At 69.7% G+C, this 17,646-nt stretch carries 15 protein-coding genes and 1 pseudogene; 5 read left to right on the top strand and 11 right to left on the bottom strand.

Annotated features, from left to right (window positions below; genetic code table 11):
* Window positions 1-82: 82 nt before the first annotated feature.
* Both ACWDZ6_RS17005 and ACWDZ6_RS17000 read right to left on the bottom strand, forming a co-directional pair.
* A complete protein-coding gene (locus ACWDZ6_RS17005; RefSeq protein ID WP_451503482.1) occupies window positions 83-508 on the bottom strand; it encodes an ATP-binding protein in 426 nt (141 codons plus the stop codon).
* 36 nt (window positions 509-544) lie between these two features.
* Window positions 545-661: pseudogene (locus ACWDZ6_RS17000) on the bottom strand (hypothetical protein); the annotation flags it as partial.
* A gap of 521 nt (window positions 662-1,182) precedes the next feature.
* On the opposite strand from ACWDZ6_RS17000, the gene ACWDZ6_RS16995 reads away from it, so the two are divergent.
* Together ACWDZ6_RS16995 and ACWDZ6_RS16990 are read left to right on the top strand one after the other, a co-directional pair.
* Window positions 1,183-3,609 (top strand): SpoIIE family protein phosphatase, encoded by a 2,427-nt coding sequence (locus ACWDZ6_RS16995; protein ID WP_451503481.1) that lies wholly within the window; start codon window positions 1,183-1,185, stop codon window positions 3,607-3,609.
* 202 nt (window positions 3,610-3,811) lie between these two features.
* On the top strand, window positions 3,812-4,027 hold the full coding sequence (locus ACWDZ6_RS16990; protein ID WP_326654052.1) for a dodecin: 216 nt from the start codon (window positions 3,812-3,814) through the stop codon (window positions 4,025-4,027).
* 46 nt (window positions 4,028-4,073) lie between these two features.
* On the opposite strand, the gene ACWDZ6_RS16985 is transcribed toward ACWDZ6_RS16990, so the two are convergent.
* Window positions 4,074-4,565: a phosphatase domain-containing protein gene (locus ACWDZ6_RS16985; protein WP_451503480.1), complete on the bottom strand. Its 492-nt coding sequence runs from the start codon at window positions 4,563-4,565 to the stop codon at window positions 4,074-4,076.
* A gap of 59 nt (window positions 4,566-4,624) precedes the next feature.
* Between ACWDZ6_RS16985 and ACWDZ6_RS16980 the strand changes: the two genes are divergently transcribed.
* Complete coding sequence (locus tag ACWDZ6_RS16980; RefSeq protein ID WP_451503479.1) at window positions 4,625-5,692, top strand: MsnO8 family LLM class oxidoreductase; 1,068 nt, start codon at window positions 4,625-4,627, stop codon at window positions 5,690-5,692.
* Between the two features lie 135 nt (window positions 5,693-5,827).
* On the opposite strand, the gene melC2 is transcribed toward ACWDZ6_RS16980, so the two are convergent.
* From melC2 to ACWDZ6_RS16955, 5 genes are all read right to left on the bottom strand, one after another.
* Window positions 5,828-6,658, bottom strand: a complete 831-nt coding sequence (gene melC2 / locus ACWDZ6_RS16975; protein WP_451503478.1) for a tyrosinase MelC2 — start codon at window positions 6,656-6,658, stop codon at window positions 5,828-5,830.
* A gap of 15 nt (window positions 6,659-6,673) precedes the next feature.
* On the bottom strand, window positions 6,674-7,075 hold the full coding sequence (gene melC1, locus ACWDZ6_RS16970; RefSeq protein ID WP_451503477.1) for an apotyrosinase chaperone MelC1: 402 nt from the start codon (window positions 7,073-7,075) through the stop codon (window positions 6,674-6,676).
* Window positions 7,076-7,396: 321 nt separating this feature from the next.
* Window positions 7,397-8,143 carry a succinate dehydrogenase/fumarate reductase iron-sulfur subunit gene (locus ACWDZ6_RS16965; protein WP_451503476.1) on the bottom strand — a complete coding sequence of 249 codons (747 nt, stop codon included), beginning with the start codon at window positions 8,141-8,143 and terminating at the stop codon, window positions 7,397-7,399.
* Window positions 8,140-10,116, bottom strand: a complete 1,977-nt coding sequence (locus ACWDZ6_RS16960) for a fumarate reductase/succinate dehydrogenase flavoprotein subunit (protein ID WP_451503475.1) — start codon at window positions 10,114-10,116, stop codon at window positions 8,140-8,142. The genes ACWDZ6_RS16965 and ACWDZ6_RS16960 overlap by 4 nt, the downstream gene beginning before the upstream one ends.
* A gap of 1 nt (window position 10,117) precedes the next feature.
* Window positions 10,118-10,822: a succinate dehydrogenase cytochrome b subunit gene (locus tag ACWDZ6_RS16955; RefSeq protein ID WP_366729696.1), complete on the bottom strand. Its 705-nt coding sequence runs from the start codon at window positions 10,820-10,822 to the stop codon at window positions 10,118-10,120.
* An 83-nt stretch (window positions 10,823-10,905) separates the two neighbouring features.
* Between ACWDZ6_RS16955 and ACWDZ6_RS16950 the strand changes: the two genes are divergently transcribed.
* The gene (locus ACWDZ6_RS16950) at window positions 10,906-11,796 is read left to right on the top strand and encodes a LysR family transcriptional regulator (protein WP_451503474.1); all 891 of its coding nucleotides are present in this window, start codon (window positions 10,906-10,908) and stop codon (window positions 11,794-11,796) included.
* Window positions 11,797-11,990: 194 nt separating this feature from the next.
* On the opposite strand, the gene ACWDZ6_RS16945 is transcribed toward ACWDZ6_RS16950, so the two are convergent.
* The 3 genes from ACWDZ6_RS16945 to ACWDZ6_RS16935 form a co-directional block, all read right to left on the bottom strand.
* A complete protein-coding gene (locus tag ACWDZ6_RS16945) occupies window positions 11,991-14,156 on the bottom strand; it encodes a putative bifunctional diguanylate cyclase/phosphodiesterase (RefSeq protein ID WP_451503473.1) in 2,166 nt (721 codons plus the stop codon).
* Window positions 14,156-14,968, bottom strand: a complete 813-nt coding sequence (locus ACWDZ6_RS16940) for an SAM-dependent methyltransferase (RefSeq protein ID WP_451503620.1) — start codon at window positions 14,966-14,968, stop codon at window positions 14,156-14,158. The genes ACWDZ6_RS16945 and ACWDZ6_RS16940 overlap by 1 nt, the downstream gene beginning before the upstream one ends.
* A 208-nt stretch (window positions 14,969-15,176) precedes the next feature.
* Window positions 15,177-16,163, bottom strand: coding sequence for an SCO0930 family lipoprotein (locus tag ACWDZ6_RS16935; protein ID WP_366729692.1), 987 nt, complete (start codon window positions 16,161-16,163; stop codon window positions 15,177-15,179).
* A gap of 872 nt (window positions 16,164-17,035) precedes the next feature.
* Between ACWDZ6_RS16935 and ACWDZ6_RS16930 the strand changes: the two genes are divergently transcribed.
* Entirely contained in the window at window positions 17,036-17,548 is a 513-nt protein-coding gene (locus ACWDZ6_RS16930) for a hypothetical protein (protein ID WP_366729691.1), read from the top strand.
* Window positions 17,549-17,646 lie beyond the last annotated feature (98 nt).

The following is a 17,646-nucleotide window of genomic DNA, read 5'->3' as shown; positions in this document are numbered from 1 at the left end:
AATCCGGGCGGTGACCCGAGCCGGAGTCAGCACCTCGTCCTGCGCACGCAGTCCCTCGCGGCCACCGCGCCACGCGCCCTGGCTACGAGGCGCCGGCAGAAGGCACCCGAGGCTGTTCGGCCCAGTTGGTCTTCCCGCTGCCGGTGTGACGGGTGCCCCACCGCTCGGAGAGCCGACCGACCAGGAGCAGCCCGCGGCCGCCCTCGTCCAGCTCCTGAGCGCGACGCGGATGCGGGGAGGTGCTGCTCGCGTCGGAGACCTCACAGATCAGGGCGCCGTCGTGGATCAGCCGCAGCTCGATCGGGGCGCTGGCGTGGCGGATGGCGTTGGTGACCAGCTCGCTGACGATCAGCTCGGTGGTGGGCACGGCCTCGCGCAGCCCCCACCGCGTGAGCTGCGCGGCCGCCCGTCGACGGGTGTCGGCAACCGCGGCCGGGTCCGGCGGCACCTGCCAGGACGCCACGTGGGAGGCGTCCAGAGCATGGGTGCGTGCCACCAGCAGTGCCACGTCGTCGTGCGGTTTCTCCGGCAGGAGAGCCCTGAGGACCGTGTCGCAGACGACTTCGAGCGACTGAGCGGGATGGACCAGGGCCTGACGCAGTGTCGTGAGCCCAATGCCGATGTCGCGCTCCCGGGCTTCGACCAGTCCGTCTGTGCACAGGACGAGCAGGCTGCCTTCGGGCAGGGGAAGTCTGCGGCCTCGAAAGGCACGCCCTTCACCGCAGCCTCAGCGCCGGACGATCTTTGCAGGCCGAAACCGCTTCTAAAGATTTCAATAGATAATTCGGCAACATTTGTCAAGTGGGGGAAGCGGGTGTGCGCGGCATTGCGCTCCGGAGGCGGCTACGTCTCCCCTGCACCGCGCCACCAGGCACGCCTCATGGACGCTTCCAGTGGACGGCTGTGCCGATGCGCCTACCGATGTTGATCACGAGAGGCATCGCGAGACGCCTCCCCGTGGGACCGTGCGGGTGATGGCCGCCGCGCCGCGGCACGCCACCCGGAGGGCGGCTGGGCTCGACCGGTTCAATGGCTCGCAGCATCGACCTGGTCTTTTTGCGCCGGGCACCGGACATCTTGTGGCGCGGCGAAGCGACCGGTCCCGGTGAGCCACGCCAGTCCCGGTCGCGCACCAGTACGAGCGGGAGAACATCGGCAGCCCAGTAGAGGTGGTGTCCGGCAGTGGACCAGCGGGTGACGGTGCTCAGCGAGAGCCGGGACGATCCGTTCGCGCTGCACCTCGCCGCCTCGGCGGTGCTCGACGACCGGGGAACCGTGGTCGGCTGGAGCCGGCCGGCCCAGGACCTGCTCGGCTACCCGGAGGCAGCTGTGCTCGGCCGTCCGGTGCTCGAAGTCCTGATCGATCCCCGCGGCCTGCGTGCCGCCAAGAACGCCGCGGCGACGTGCAGGAGAGCGGGAGGCTGGTTCGGCGTCCTGGCGGTGCGGCACCGCAGCGGGCGGCTCGTGGAGATGGCGTTCAGGGCACGTGCCCTCCTGCGCGATGGCGATGTCCGCGAGTGGTTCCTTGTCGGGGCGCCGGCGGCGGAGGTACTCGAGTGGCAGAGGGATCGCGCGGTTCTCGACGGGCTGTTCCGCCGGTGCCCGATCGGCCTTGTCGTCCACAGTCCCGAGATGACGATTCTCCGGGTCAACCGGGCCGTCGAACGGTTCACCGGAGTTCCGGCCGTCTCATTCCGGGGAATGCGTACCGGCGCGTTGCTGGTCGCCGATGACGCCCGGAAGGCCGTGGACCGGGTGCGCCAGGTGATGCAGACCGGAAGATCACTGGTCTCCACCGAGCAGTACACCCGCCTCGAGCGGGATCCGGCACGAGAGCGGGCCGCGTCCGTCTCGGCCTTCCGGCTGGAGGATCCGTCCGGCCGGGTCCTCGGGGTGGCCGAGACCGTCGAGGACATCACCGAACGCCATCGGGCCCGACTCCGGCTGGCACTCATCGCCCAAGCCGGCACACGCATCGGAACCACACTCGATGTGGAGACGACGGCCTCGGAGCTCGCCGATGTGGTGGTCCCTCACCTCGCCGACCACGTATCTGTGGACCTGTCGCAACCGGTGACGCGCGGTGAGGCGTCGGCGCAGGGCCTGACGGAGCCCGTCGTACGGGTGGCGGTCCGCAGCATCCTGGACCAGCAGCCCGGACTGCCGCAGCCGGGAGGGGAGCCCCTCGAGTTCGCACCGGACACCCCACAAGCCAGGTGCCTGGCCGACGGGCGGGCCGTCCTGGAATCCGTTCTTCCGCCTGACTTGTTCTCCATGGAACCGCGCCAGGGCGAGTACCCTCCCGACCTGGGTGTCCATTCCCTGATCGTGGTGCCCCTGGGTTCACGGGGCCTGGTGCTGGGCGCGATGAGCCTGTGGCGCTCCCGGCGCCCCGAGCCGTTCGAAGCGGACGACCTCACACTTGCCCAGGAGATCGCCTCGCGCGCCGCCGTCTGTATCGACAATGCCCAGCGCTACACCCAGCAGCAACAGACCGCGCTCACCCTGCAACGCAGCCTGCTGCCGAGGGCGGTTCCGCACCAGGCGGCCATCGAGGTGGCTCCTCGCTATTTCCCGGCCCGGGCGGCCTCGGGGCTGGGCGGCGACTGGTTCGATGTCATCCCCCTGTCCGGGGCCAGGGTCGCGCTCGTTGTCGGCGATGTGGTGGGCCACGGCCTCCACGCCTCAGCCACCATGGGCCGGTTACGTACCGCCGTGCACACCCTTGCCAGCCTCGACCTGGAACCGGAGGAGGTTCTCTCCCACTTGGACGACCTGGTCAACCTGCTGGCCGCCGAACAAGAAGCCGTCGGTGAACAGCCCGTGGGCGAGCAGGTCATCGGCGCCACCTGCCTGTATGCCCTCTACGACCCCGTCTCCCGGCTGTGCTCCGTGGCCCGCGCCGGCCACCCACCTCCGGTGGTGACCACCCCGGACGGACAGGTGAGCCTGCTCGAGCTGCCCGCCGGCCCACCGCTCGGCCTGGGCGGCCTGCCGTTCGAGGCCCGGGACATCGAACTGGCCGAGGGAAGCCTGCTCACCCTCTACACCAACGGACTCATCGGTGAACGCCACATCGACTTCGACATGGGTCTGACACGGCTCTGCGAGGCGCTCAACCGCCCCGCCGACCCCCTGGAACGGACGTGTCAGGCAGTGGTCGACTCCCTCGTACTCGCTCACCCCGCCGACGACATCGCCCTGCTCATCGCCCGCACCCGCGTGCTCCCCCCGCAGAACGTCGCCTCCTGGGGACTTCCGCTGGACCCGACCTCCGCCGCGCGGGCCAGGGCACTGACGACAGCTCAGCTGACCGAATGGGGCCTGGAGCACCTGGCCTTCACCACCGAACTCATCGCCAGCGAGCTGGTCACCAATGCCTACCGGTACGCCGGCGGTCCGGTGACCCTGCGGCTCATCCGTGAACGATCCCTGATCTGTGAGGTCAGCGACACCAGCCACACGTCGCCGCATCTGCGCCGGGCACGCACCACTGACGAGGGCGGGCGTGGCCTGTTCCTGGTGGCCCAGATGACCGAGCGCTGGGGCACGCGCTATACCCGCGAGGGGAAGACCGTCTGGACCGAACAGCCGCTGCCGGGCCAGTAGATCGTCCGGCACGGGGAAGACGCACCGACGACGGCGACACGGTGACGGGGGTGGCGTCAGGTGGACGACACGGGACGGAGCGGAGGTGCCCTGATCAGGCTCCCGGCCCGGCCGCGGACGCCCCTCTCCGCTCCCGACGCCTCGCGCGGCGTCTCCTGGTGGGGCACCGTTGAGTGAACGTATCGAGAGGAGTGCGGCACCCATGTCGAATCACACCTACCGGGTCACCGAGATCGTCGGCACCTCACCGGAGGGCGTCGACCAGGCCATCCACAACGGCATCACCCGTGCGGCCCAGACCCTGCGGGGACTGGACTGGTTCGAGGTGACCCAGGTCCGCGGCCAGATCGTCGACGGGCAGATCCAGCACTACCAGGTCGGCCTCAAGGTGGGCTTCCGCCTCGAGGACGGCGAGTGACCGGCTGACAGGAGGGCGGTCCGCCGGCCGTCGGGATCAGGGCGGGTCAGGTACGGCCCTCGCGCTCCTGCGCGTCCTTCAGCGCCTCGGTCGTACCGGTCGCCCAACGGGCCCGTACGACCGGGAAGCCGGCCCGTTCGGCTTCGTCGCACACCAGCTCGTCGTCGTCCACCAGCATCCGGATCTCCCGGTCCCGGCCCAGCCGCCGCAGGATCTCCAGCTTGGTGGTGCGGGCCGGCCGGCGGTCGTCGTTGCGCCGCATGAACACCCTCCCCTCCGGCAGCCCCTGCGCCGCCAGCCAGTCGAGGGTGTCCCTGCGGCACCGTTCCGGCCTGCCAGTGAGGTACCTGACCTCGCACTCCTCGGCGGCCTGCAGACACAGCTCGACGCCCTTCGTCAGCGGCGGGTCGTCGGGGGCTGCCCTGAAGAAGGCGTCCCAGTCCCGCGGCCTGCGCTCCAGGAAGTGCTGGCGGTGCCCGGAGTCGGCGAGCGTCCCGTCCAGATCGAATACGGCCAGTGGCCTGCTGCTTCGCGTCACGGCCCCCAGCGTAGGCAACGCCGGGGAATCCTTGCGTGGCGAGGGCGTTGTAACCAGGTGTGAGCTCAGTGATCGCGTCCGTCCGCCTCTCCGTACTCGACCGTTCCCGCACCCGCGAGGGGCACGACGGGCCCGAGGCCCTGCGCGACACCGTCCGGCTCGCCCAGGAGCTGGAGACGCTCGGCTATCACCGCTTCTGGGTCTCCGAGCACCACAGCGTGCCGGGCGTGGCGGGCTCCGCGCCGACCGTCCTGGCCTCGGCCGTCGCCGCCGCGACCGCCACGATCCGCGTCGGCACGGGCGGCGTGATGCTCCCCAACCATCAACCGCTGGTCGTCGCCGAGCAGTTCGGGGTGCTGGAGTCGCTCTTCCCGGGGCGGATCGACATGGGTGTGGGCCGCTCGGTCGGCTTCACGGACGGGATACGCCGGGCGCTGGGCCGCGACAAGAAGGACGCGGAGGACTTCGCCGGGCAGCTGGAGGAGCTGCTCGGCTGGTTCACGGGCGAACGGACGGCACATCCGCAGGTGCACGCCCGTCCGGCGGAGGGCCTGCGCGTCCCGCCGTACCTCCTGGCCACCGGCGGAGGGGCGGGGATTGCGGCCGGGGCCGGGCTGCCGCTGGTCATCGGCGACATCCGGGGCCGAGACCGGATGCTGGCCGCCATCGACCGCTATCGGCAGGACTTCCGTCCTTCCGTCTGGTCCGAGCGGCCCTATGTCGTCATCGCGGGCACGGTCGCGGTCGCCGCCACGGAGGATGCGGCCCGCAGGCTGCTGATGCCGGAGGCATGGTCGCTGGCGTATTCCCGTACGCACGGCGAATTCCCGCCGCTCGCCCCGCCGGACCGGATCGAGGAGCTGGCGATGACGGCGAAGCAGCGCGAGTTCTACGAGGCAGGGCTCACCGGCCATATTGCGGGGACCGAGCAGCAGGTCACGGACGCGCTGGAGGCGGTGGTGAAGGACAGCGCCGCCGATGAGGTGCTGGTCACGACGAGTACGTACGACCGCGGGGCTCTGCTGGACTCGTTCCGGCGCCTCGCCCGGATCGCGGGGCTGACCAGTGCGGACGCCGGGAATGAACCATCGTGCGCAGGCGTCACGACGGGCCGGCGACCGAGCTGAGCCCCGCCGCTGCCGAGGGGTGATGCGGCCTCGAGCCGGGCGGCGACGAAGAGTGGTCGCATCGCCGCCGGCAGGCCGGGCGACGGACGGCACGGCCCGCAGCCGTACCGCCGCCCGCCTCGTGCGGTCCCTTCGCTAGGCCACTGTGTCGAATGTGTAGTGGGGGGTGTGGTCGAGCATGTCGGCGGGCGTCACGTCGTTCCACGGGCGCATCGTGTCGTGAAGGTCCACGACATTGGCCGTCCCGGCGGCCGGCAGATAGGCGGAACCCGGGTGGCGGGCCTGCCAGTCGGCCCAGAGCTTGTCGATGAAGGCATGGTGCAGCCAGAACACCGGGTCGTTCGGGGAGACCCCTGTGGCCATCTGGCCGCCGACCCACACATGCACCCGGTTGTGCAGGTTGACGCCGCGCCAGCCTTCCAGGTGGTTGCGGAAGCTGTCCGACGCGCTGTTCCACGGCGGTGCGTCATAGGTGGCCATGGCGAGCACGGAGTCGACCTCGGCCCGGGTCGGCAGCTGCTGCCGCCCGCCCGCGCCGAGGTCCCGGCGCAGATAGCCGCGCCCGTCGACGCGTACAGTCACCGGCCACTTGCCGGACACGGAGGCGAACGGGCCTTCCATCACCTGGCCGTCTCTGCTGCGGCCGGTGCCGCCGAGGAAGTCGGCCGCCCAGAGGGAGGAGCCCGCGGTGCGGTCCGCCGTCCAGTCCCAGTACGGGAGCGCCACGGACGGGTCCACGGCCTGGAGTTGCTGCTCGAACTGTATGAGGAACCTGCGGTGCCACGGCAGGAAGGACGGCGAGCGGTGTCCGACCCGGTCGCCGTTGTCGGTGTCGCTCATGATGAAGGCGTTGTGGGTGGTGACGAAGGTGTCGTACCGCCCATTGCGCTTGAGCTCGAGCAGCGCGTCGACGAAGCGGCGCTTCTCGGTGGCGGTGAGCTGGGCCTGGTTCTTGCGTACGGTCATGGTGGTGCTCCCGGATCAGGCGAGGACGAGGGGGACGAGCTCGGCGCCCTGGAGTTCCACCACGGCGGCGCGGGCCACCGCGCGGGGCGTGGCGAACGTCTCGTAGTGGTTGACGACGCTGATCCACGTGCCATCGGCGTTGCGCATCACATGCAGCTCATCGCCGTCTATGCGCACCGCGTAGCCGCCGTGTTCTCCGTTTCCGTGGTGGCCACCGCCGTGGTGGCCACCGCCGTGCGAGGGCGCGCCCTGTATACGGCGTCCCTGGTAGACCTCGTCGAACGGCGCGGGGTCGGAGGCATTCGGGGCGGCCGCCGCCGGCTGCGCCGATGCTGCGGTCGCGAGATCCGCGACGGCGAGTCCGGCGAGTGCGCTCGCGGCGGCGCCCAGGGCGCGTCGGCGGGTGAGTTCAGGCATGGCAAACCCCCAGAGATGGCAGTGCTTCGGTAGGTGACGGACGTGGTCGGCGCCCGTTACCCGGCCATACCTACCGGCTCACCCGAACACCGCGGAAATCTCCGGGTACTGGTTGGCTGCTATGCGGACATGTCGCGATAGACAGTGCAGAGTTGAACAGAGTTGATCTTGCTGTCCTCGCGCTCGATCGGTCCTCAGGACACAAATCCTGCGGCCAATATGACAGTTTCATGAAATATTTGTTGACCGGGGCGGGGAAGCGTGGGCGGCCTCACACGGGAAAGCTGTCCTGAATCTCCCGTCCCGGGTGCAACACCGGCTTCAGCGACGGACTTTCCGGCTCGCCCGCAGCCACTCCTTGTTCATCGCCGCGATCGACGGCAGCGGGATCCCCTTCGGGCACGCCGTAGCGCATTCGCCGGTCAGCGTGCAGCCGCCGAAGCCCTCCTCGTCCATCGTCGCGACCATGTCGAGCACCCGGGTCTCGCGCTCGGGCGCGCCCTGCGGCAGCACACTGAGGTGGTTGATCTTCGCCGAGGTGAAGAGCATCGCCGAGCCGTTGGGACAGGCGGCGACGCAGGCGCCGCAGCCGATGCACTCCGCGTGCTCGAAGGCGAAGTCGGCATCCGGTTTCGGAACCGGCGTGGCGTGGGCCTCGGGCGCGGAGCCGGTCGGGGCGCTGATGTAACCGCCGGCCTGGATGATCCGGTCGAAGGCCGAGCGGTCCACGACCAGGTCCTTCACCACCGGGAAGGCGGAGGCCCGCCATGGCTCGACGTCGATGGTGTCGCCGTCCTTGAAGGACCGCATATGGAGCTGGCACGTGGTCGTGCGCTCCGGACCGTGGGCGTCGCCGTTGATGACCAGGCTGCAGGCGCCACAGATGCCCTCACGGCAGTCGTGGTCGAAGGCGACCGGCTCGTCGCCCTTGAGGATGAGCTCCTCGTTGAGGGTGTCGAGCATCTCGAGGAACGACATGTCCTGTGAGATGCCGTCGACCTCGTACGTGACCATGGCGCCGGTGGCGTCGGCGTTCTGCTGGCGCCAGACGCGCAGGGTGAGCTTCATGCGTAGCTCCGCTGAGTGGGGTGGACGTACTCGAAGACGAGGTCTTCCTTGTGCAGGACGGGTGGCTCGCCGGCCCCGCCGCCTCCCGGGGCCCGCCCCCCGGCTCCCCCGTATTCCCAGGCGGCCACGTAGCCGAACTTCTCGTCCCTGCGGGCGGCTTCGCCGTCCGGGGTCTGGGACTCCTCGCGAAAGTGGCCGCCGCAGGACTCGGCGCGGTGCAGTGCGTCGAGGCACATCAGCTCGGCGAGCTCCAGATAGTCGACGATGCGGTTGGCCTTCTCCAGCGACTGGTTGAACTCCTCACCGCTGCCCGGCACCTTGATGCGGCGCCAGAACTCCTCGCGGATCTGCGGAATCCGCTCGAGCGCCTTGCGCAGCCCCTGGTCGGTCCGGGCCATTCCGCAGAACTCCCACATGACTTCGCCGAGTTTGCGGTGGAAGGAGTCGGGCGTGCGGTCGCCGTCCACGGCCAGCAGGAGGTTCAGCCGGTCCTCGGTCTCGGCGAGCACCTCCGCCACGGCCGGGTGCGAGGCGTCGACAGTCTCCGGGTGCGGATTGCGGGCGAGATAGTCGTTGATCGTGGACGGCAGGACGAAGTACCCGTCGGCGAGGCCCTGCATCAGCGCGGACGCGCCCAGCCGGTTCGCGCCGTGGTCGGAGAAGTTGGCCTCGCCGACTGCGAAGAGCCCCGGGACGGTGGTCTGCAGGTCGTAGTCGACCCACAGGCCGCCCATCGTGTAGTGCACCGCCGGGTAGATCCGCATGGGAACCTCGTACGGATTCTCGGCAGTGATCCGCTCGTACATGTCGAAGAGGTTTCCGTACTTCTCCGCGACCCCGTCCCGGCCCATCCGCCGGATGGCGTCGGCGAAGTCCAGGTAGACGCCCTGGCCGCCGGGGCCGACGCCGCGGCCCTCGTCGCAGACGTTCTTCGCGGCGCGCGATGCGATGTCGCGAGGGACGAGGTTGCCGAAGGAGGGGTAGATCCGCTCCAGGTAGTAGTCGCGCTCGTCCTCCGGGATCTCGTTCGGCGGCCGCTCGTCGCCGTGCGCCCGGGGGACCCAGATACGGCCGTCGTTGCGCAGCGACTCGCTCATCAGGGTCAGCTTGGACTGGTGGTCGCCGGTACGCGGGATGCAGGTGGGGTGGATCTGGGTGAAGCAGGGGTTGGCGAAGTACGCGCCGCGCCGATGGGCCCGCCAGATCGCGGTGGCATTGGAGTTCATGGCGTTCGTCGACAGATAGAAGACATTGCCGTAACCGCCGGAGGCGAGCACCACCGCGTCCGCGAAGTGGCTGGAGACCTCGCCGGTGATCAGATCGCGTGCGACGATGCCGCGGGCCCGTCCGCCGACGACGATCAGATCGAGCATCTCGGTCCTGGCGTGCATCTCCACGGTGCCGGCGGCGATCTGCCGGGAGAGGGCCTGGTAGGCGCCGAGCAGCAGTTGCTGCCCGGTCTGGCCGCGGGCGTAGAAGGTGCGGGAGACCTGGACACCGCCGAAGGACCGGGTGTCGAGGAGGCCGCCGTACTCGCGGGCGAACGGCACACCCTGCGCCACGCACTGGTCGATGATCTCCACCGAGATCTGGGCCAGCCGGTGGACGTTGGACTCGCGGGCGCGGAAGTCGCCGCCCTTGACGGTGTCGTAGAAGAGGCGGTGGATCGAGTCGCCGTCGTTGCGGTAGTTCTTGGCGGCGTTGATTCCGCCCTGGGCGGCGATGGAGTGCGCCCGTCGCGGTGAGTCCTGATAGCAGAACTGGACGACGTGGTAGCCCTGTTCGGCGAGGGTCGCGCCGGCGGCGCCGCCGGCGAGGCCGGTGCCGACGACGATGACGGTGTGCTTGCGGCGGTTGGCCGGGTTGACCAGTCTGGCCTCGAAGCGCCGCCGGTCCCAGCGCTCTGCCACGGGTCCTTCGGGGGCCTTGGTGTCGGCGACAGGAGCGCTTGTCGTGTAGTTCAGGTAGTTCATGTCAGCTCACCACTCCGGTCATGACGGCGACGGGTACAGAGATGAAGCCCGCGGTCAGCACCAGCGCGAGGACACCTGCGACAGCCTTCAGCACCCGGTCGCGGGCGGCGTTGCCCACGCCGAGGGTCTGGGCGGCGCTCCAGAAGCCGTGCCGGATGTGCAGTCCGACGGCGAGCATCGCGACGATGTAGATGACGTTGCCGTACCAGGTGGAGAAGGTCGCGACGACGTTCTCGTACGGATGGCCCGGCTGCGCGTTCTCGTTGACCGTGAGCGTCGTCAGATCCAGCAGATGCCAGACGATGAACAGCGCGACGATGACGCCGCCCCAGCGCATGGTGCGGGTGGCGTAGCCGGCCCGGCGCCGCTTGTGCGCGTACGGCACGGGCCTGGCCTTCAGATCCCGCTTGCTGAGCTGGTACGCCGATATGCCATGGCCCACGACGGCCGCGAGCAGCACCAGGCGGACGATCCAGAGCGCCCAGGAGTAGTGCAGGACGGGCTCGCCCATGGTGCGCAGCCAGTGGCCGTAGGCGTTGAACTCCCCCGCCCCGAAGAAGACTTTGAGGTTGCCCATCACATGCGCGACCAGATAGCCGAGCATGATCAGGCCACTGACGGCCATGACCGTCTTCTTGCCGACGGTCGATCCCCAGAACGTGCGCGTGAGAGACGGTTTTCGATCCGTCCGCTGTGCCAGAGCCATGTACAGAAAGCTAGGGCCGGAGGACCCAAGAGGTCCAAGACATGATCCGGCTCATTTCCATAGGCATGCCCTATCGTGAGGGGATGCAGTTCCAGCAGCTTCTGTACTTCGTGGCGGTCGCCGAGACGCGCCACTTCACCCGCGCCGCCGAGCGGGTGCATGTCGCCCAGCCGTCCCTCTCACAGCAGATCCGGGCGCTGGAGAAGGAGCTCGGTGCGGAGCTGTTCAGCCGGGCCCGCGGCAATATCGCCCTGACGGACGCCGGGGAGGCGCTGCTTCCGCTGGCCCGCCGCATCCTGGCCGACACCGACACCGCACGGCACGAGGTCCAGGAACTCGCACAGCTGCGCCGCGGCCGGGTCAGGCTGGGCGCGACGCCGAGCCTCTGCACCGGTCTGCTGCCGGATGTGCTGCGGACCTTCCACGATCTGCACCCGGGCATCCAGCTGCTGATCGAGGAGAGCGGTTCGCACGATCTCGTACGGGAGCTGGCCCGCGGGTCCCTCGATCTGGCCCTGATCGTGCTGCCGCTGCCGCCCGCCTCCCCCGCGCTGACCACGGTCGAGCTGCTGCGCGAGGATCTGGTCGTCGTGTCCTCGGCCGCGGCGAAGGCCCCGCACCGGCCGGTGCGTATCGCCGATCTGCAGGGCGAACCGCTGGTGATGTTCCGGCACGGCTACGACCTGCGCGAGCTGACGGTCGCCGCATGCCGCGCGGAGGGCTTCGAGCCGGCCTTCACCGTGGAGGGCGGCGAGATGGACGCGGTACTCGGTTTCGTACGGGCCGGGCTGGGCATCGCGGTGGTGCCGAGCATGGTGGCGGAGCGCGCCGGGCGCGATCTGCGGGTCACTCGGCTCGCCCGGCCGGGACTGCGCCGTACGATCGCGCTCGCCCACCGCAGCGATGTCGCCCCGCCGCGCGCCGCCCGGGAGCTGCAGCGGGTGCTGCTGAGCTCGCGGGCGGCGGTGCTTTAGCAGCGCGGCCGGTGGCGGCTGCGGGAGCGCCTGTCCGCCGACCGCAGCGTCGGGGCACGGTCTCGGCTGCTGCCCTCAATCGCCGGACGGGCTCGATGGCCCGTCCGTGGCCAACATTTCAAGCCTCGTGGGGGTCCCCCGGACGAAGTCCGGGGGAGATTGAGGCGCGGGGTCCGGGGCGGAGCCCGGGAAAACTACACCGCGTCGGCCAGCACCAGGGAGTGGATCCGGTCGGGCGCGCCGGGCCGGGCGTAGTACCAGCCCTGTGCGGTGTCGCAGCCGAGCTCGCGTAGTTGCTCGGCCTGGGCACCGGTCTCCACGCCCTCCACCGTCACAGCCAGCTGCAGACTGTGCGCCAGCGAGACGATCCCCTCGACGATCTTCAGATCGACGGGGTCGGCGGGGTGCCGCTGCATGCCCTGGGTGAAGGAACGGTCCAGTTTGAGCACGCTCACCGGCAGCCGGCGCAGATTGGCGAGGTTCGAATAGCCGGTGCCGAAGTCGTCGAGCGCTATGTCCACGCCCATCTCGGCGAGCTGGCGCAGCGGCTTCAGCAGATCCTCGTCGGCTCCTATCAGCGCGGACTCGGTGACCTCCAGGCACAGGGCGCCCGGTTCGAGGCCGGAGCGCTGGAGGACGTCGACCGTGTCCGCGACCAGTCCGGGGTGGTGGAGCTGGGCGGGCGAGAGGTTGACGTTGATCCGCAGCGGGCCGCCGTCGGAGTGGCGCTTCTGCCAGTAGCGGGCCTGGCGTACGGCCTCCTGGAGCACCCAGCGGCCCAGCGGCACGATCAGTCCGGTGTGCTCGGCGAGCGGAATGAAACGGTCCGGGCCGAGTACACCGTGCTGCGGATGGCACCAGCGCACCAGCGCCTCGGCCCCGTGCACGCTCCCGTCACCGAGGTGCACCAAGGGCTGGTACTCGATGAAGAACTCACCGCGGTCCAGGGCCGCCGGCAGCGCGGTGGTCAGTCCGTGCCGGGTGATGGCGCGGGCGTCCGCCTCCGGGTCGGCGAGCTCGAAGCGGTTGCCGCCCGCCGACTTGGCGCGGTACATGGTGATGTCGGCGCTGCGCAGTACTTCGGCGGTGGTGCGCTCGCCCGCGGGCCCCTCGACGATGCCGATGCTTCCGCGGACGGTGAACTCCCTGCCGTCGACGCGGATGGGCGAGGCAAGCGCGCCGAGGATACGGGTGGCGAGATCGTCCACCTCGCGCTGGGTGTCGGGTCCGGTGGTCAGCGCCACGAACTCGTCACCGCCGAGCCGTGCCACCATCTCGCCGGGCGCGGTGGCGCAGCTCTGCAGCCGGTCCGCGACCTCGACCAGCAGCCGGTCGCCAGCCGCGTGGCCCAGACTGTCGTTGATCGCCTTGAAGCCGTCGAGGTCGAGGTAGCAGAGACCGAAGCGGGCGCCGTCGGCGGTGGCGGAGAGCGCCTTCTCCAGCCGCTCGAAGAAGAGTGTGCGGTTGGGCAGCCCGGTCAGCGCGTCGTGCGTAGCCTCGTAGCGCAGCCGCAGATTGAGCAGCCGGCGCTCGGTCGTGTCCTCCATGAGCGCCAGCTGGTACTCCGGACGGCCTTCGGCATCCCGCAGCAGAGAGACCGTCAGATTGGTCCACAGGACCGTGCCGTCGTTGCGGAAGAAGGGTTTCTCCACCCGGTAGTCGTCGCGCTCGCCGCTCACCAGCTCCCGGTACAAGTCCCAGACATGCGGCCGGTCTTCGGGATGGGCCCAGTCGGTCACCTTCCTGCCGCGCACATGGTGCTCGAGCCCGCCGAACATCCGCAGCAGGGTCTCGTTGACCTCGAGCACATTGCCTTCGAGATCGGCGATCCCGATGCCGATCGCGGCGCCCTCGAACACGGCGCGGAAGCGTGCCTCGGTGGCGTGCAGCGCCTGCACCGCGTCGCTGCGGGCCACCAGCGACGAGCGCGCGATGGCCTCCTGCTCGGCCAGCGTGCGTTCGCGCAGCCCCTGGGCGAAGCCTGCGGCCACCGCGTGCTGCAGCCGGGCACAGCGGGCCCGGCTCTCCTCGGCCGGCTGCTCCGGGGCACCCACACCGCAGTACAGGACCAGATACGCGTCGACGACGCCGAGCGTGCGGCTCAGCGCCTCGGGGTCCGTGCAGTGGGCCTCGACGAGGGCCGCTCCGGCCCGCTGCGCGGCCTGCGGGTCGAAGGGCCGCGCGTGCAGCGACTCCCTCAACCGCCGGGCCAGCGGCAGCAGATGCTTCTCGAGTTCGACCCGGGTCATTGACGTGGCCGTCACCGGGAAGATGGCCCGGCTCCAGATCGTCGCGAACCGCCGGAGTCTGTCCTCCAGTCCGTCCGGGTCCACCGCGGAATCCGTCACCTCCGGCGCCATCACGCCTTGCGCCCCACCCCGGCGAAGCCCGAGAAGGCATATGGGTCCTCATGCTCGGCGGGAGCGTCAGGCCTCCAGTGGGGCATGGACACCAGACCGGGCTCGATCATCTCGTACCCCTCGAAGAAGCGCGCGATCTCCTCGCGCGAGCGCATGACCAGCGGGTTGCGTATGTTCCGGTATACGCCGACCGCGCCGCCCGCCTGCTCCTCGGACAGCGGTATTCCTTCGAACGAGGCGTGGGTGACGATGATGAGGCTGCCGGGCGCGAGTGCGTCACGGAGCTGAGCCACGGCGCTCCGTGGATCGTCCTGGTCCTCGAGGAAGTGGAGTACCGCGACGAGGAGCAGCGCCACCGGCCGCTCCAGGTCGAGCAGTCCACCGAGCTCGGGACTGTCGAGTATCTGCTGCGGCTTGCGCAGATCCGCGGAGACGACGACGGCCTGCTCGTCGCCCTCCAGAACGGCCCTGCTGTGCGCGACGGCGACCGGATCGTGGTCGACGTAGACCACGCGGGAGGCGGCGTCGGCCTTGTGCGCCACTTCATGGACGTTGCCGAAGGTCGGAATGCCGGAGCCGATGTCGAGGAACTGCGTGACACCCTCGCTCACCGCGTAATTCACGGCCCGGCGCATGAACGCGCGGTTCGCCTGCATGATCTTCGGGAGGCCCGGCATGAACTCCATCGCCTTGCGCGCGGCTTCCCTGTCGACCTCGAAATTGTGCGAGCCGCCCAGGTAGTAGTCATAAATGCGGGACACGCTCGGCACCGATATGTCGATGCCTTGCGGGGCCCAGGCGGGACGCTCCATCGATGTCTCCAACAAGTCGCCACGGGGGAGTTCGGCCATGTTCATGGCCAGTGTTCGAGCCGAGGCTACTGATCGCCCGCCAAGAGAGCGAGCCCAAACGGAAATTAGCGGTCCGTTCTTGGTCACACGCCGGTGGCAATAGCAACCGGCCCGCCTTCACGCGGGGGGCGTGAGACGGGCCGGCCGGGCCGGACGCGCAGCGTGGGGACTACTTGGGCGCTCCGACCAGCTTGGCCTGGGGCGAGACGACGTACCAAGTGCCGCCCACACCCTGGCCGTTGGTGTCACCCGGCTTGCTGTCGCCCGAGAAGGTGTAGATCGGCCAGCAGTCGATCGACTGCTGCTTGATGCCGTCAGGACGGTTGAAGGTGACGAAGCCCTTCTTGATGATTCCCTCGGTGTCGTTCTTGTCGACCGGAGCGACAACCGGCCACTTCTTGAGGCACTCTCCAGTGCACGCCGACTTCATCGGCCAGGCCGAGTCCTTCTTGAACCGGTAGACCGTCATGCCGTTCTTGTCGACGATGATCTCGCCGAGCTTGGGGTCCTTGTGGACGGAGAGTCCGGCGAGGTCGGCGGCCTGGCCACCGGCCTCTTCGCCACCGTCGCCGTAGCCCGATCCGGACCCGGCGCCTTCGCCACCGCCGAGTGCCTTCTTGCCGTCGGGGGCCGACGCGAACCAGGTTCCGCCGACGCCCTGGCCCTTCGCGTCACCGGGCTTGGCGTCCTTGGCGTAGCGGTACATCGGCCAGCCGCCGATGGTGAGTTGCTTGGAACCGTCGGCGCGGGTGACCTCGCCGATCAGCGAGGCATCGGTGCCGGGGGCGGCCGAGGCGCCGCCGGCGGCCACGGCGGGCCAGGCCTTCGCGCACTCGCCTTCGCAGTTCGACTTCGGCGGGCTGGCGGTGTCCTTGTCGAAGCGGTAGAGCGTGAAGCCGGCGCTGTCGGTGACGACCTTGCCGAGTTCCTTGCTGTCCCAGACCGCGAGTTGACCGGCCGGCTTGGCCGCCGCCTGCTGCGCGGCACCGGCGCCGTAGTCCGAGCCGTAGCCACCGTTCCCGGGCTGGGCCGGATTGGCCGCACCGACGGCCTGGCCATTGGGTGTCTCAGTGCCCTTGTCCTGACCGCACGCCGTCGTCAGCGCGAGTACGGCCGCCGCAGTCACCGCGAGCGAGGCGTTACGCCAGGTGTTCATGTCCACTCCTGTTATCCATCGAACCCGTTGCGACGCCAGGTGCGCCGTGTTCATGGCCCTAGGTACGGACAGGGGGGCGCCGTGTGTTCAAAGCGCTGGAAAAAATCTTCGGAGCGGCAAGCGCGAATCGTCGAAATCCGGCTTCGATCAGGGGAATTCACCCCAAGACGGAATGGCTTGATCTCATCCGCACCACTGGCTCCACCAGTCACTCCGTCACTCCGTCACTTCGTCGCTCAGTCCTCAGTCCTCAGTCCTCAGTCCTCAGTGAGGGAACCGAGAAGGCCAGGTGTGTCGCGCACCGGAGGCGATCCGTGCCGGCGCGAGCGCGCGGGGCGCGGATGGTCGCCGTAGGGATGCGGCGGCGAACGTTCGGCTCCTGGGACAGCACGGCGTCCCCCGGACGCACTAGTCCTCGGCGGCTTTTTCCCGTGTGCGCGGGCGAGGAGCAGCGTCGATCCCCACGATCGGCCGGCCGGCCCGCCGTGGACGACACCTGCGGGCCTGCCGCCGGGGATGCCGCGGACCTCCCAGTACAAGAAGTCGACGCCGCCCACATCGATCGTCCGCTGCTCGTACGGCCCAATCGGCGGGAATCGTGCATCCATGCTCCAGTGCCCCGCCATACCGCCCTCGACCTGGGAGGGCTCCGGCGACGCTGCCGGGCGTCGGCCCCACCTCATCCACCGCCGGAACCCGGCACCGAGACACGACTGACTGTCCGCCGCATGGGGGACATCGATGCCCCATTCGCGCGACAGCGATCGCGGGCGATGGGGCCCACTCCTAGCGTTTCGGTCATCGAGGTGCATTCCCCGACCTTTGTGGAAACCAGTTCCGCAGCTGCTCCTCGGAGACCCGGAGGATTGACCATGCGCGCGATTCGTGTCGCATCCGCCGCTCTGCTGGGAGTGGCCTCACTCGCACTGACCGCCCCCACCGCGGCGGCGAACGACAGCAGACTGACTCAGCCCTTCTTCACCGTCAGCCCCTCGACCGTCGCGCCGGGCGGCCGGGTCACCCTGTCCGCCAGCGGATGCACCACCCCGGCCACTGCCACGTCCGGGGTCTTCGACCCCGTCACCATCAACCCCGGCACATCCACCTCGACCATGGTCGACGCGGACGCCAACCCGGGCACCGTGTACACGGTGCGCTTCACCTGCGGATCGCAGGTGGGAACGTTCGATCTCACCATCGCCCGCAGCACTCCCACCATCAGCTCCACCGCCAGCGTCTCGCCCGGAGCCGTCCAAGGCGGTCTCGGCGGCAGCATCGGCGGACTGAACGGCGGGGAGCTGGCCGCAGGCACCGCCTTGATCGTCGCCGCGGCCACCGCCACCATCTATGTCGTACGCCGGCGCTCGTCGAGCCGTCAGCACTGACGCAACCGCCTGTAACCGTCGTACGCCCGTCGCCCCGGGGGGAGGGCCGGTGACGGGGGGGGGCGGGGTGGGGCGGCCCCGGGGGGGGGCGCGGGACG

The organism is Streptomyces sp. NPDC002926, from assembly GCF_053591755.1.
This window is presented reverse-complemented; position numbering and strand designations above follow the sequence as displayed.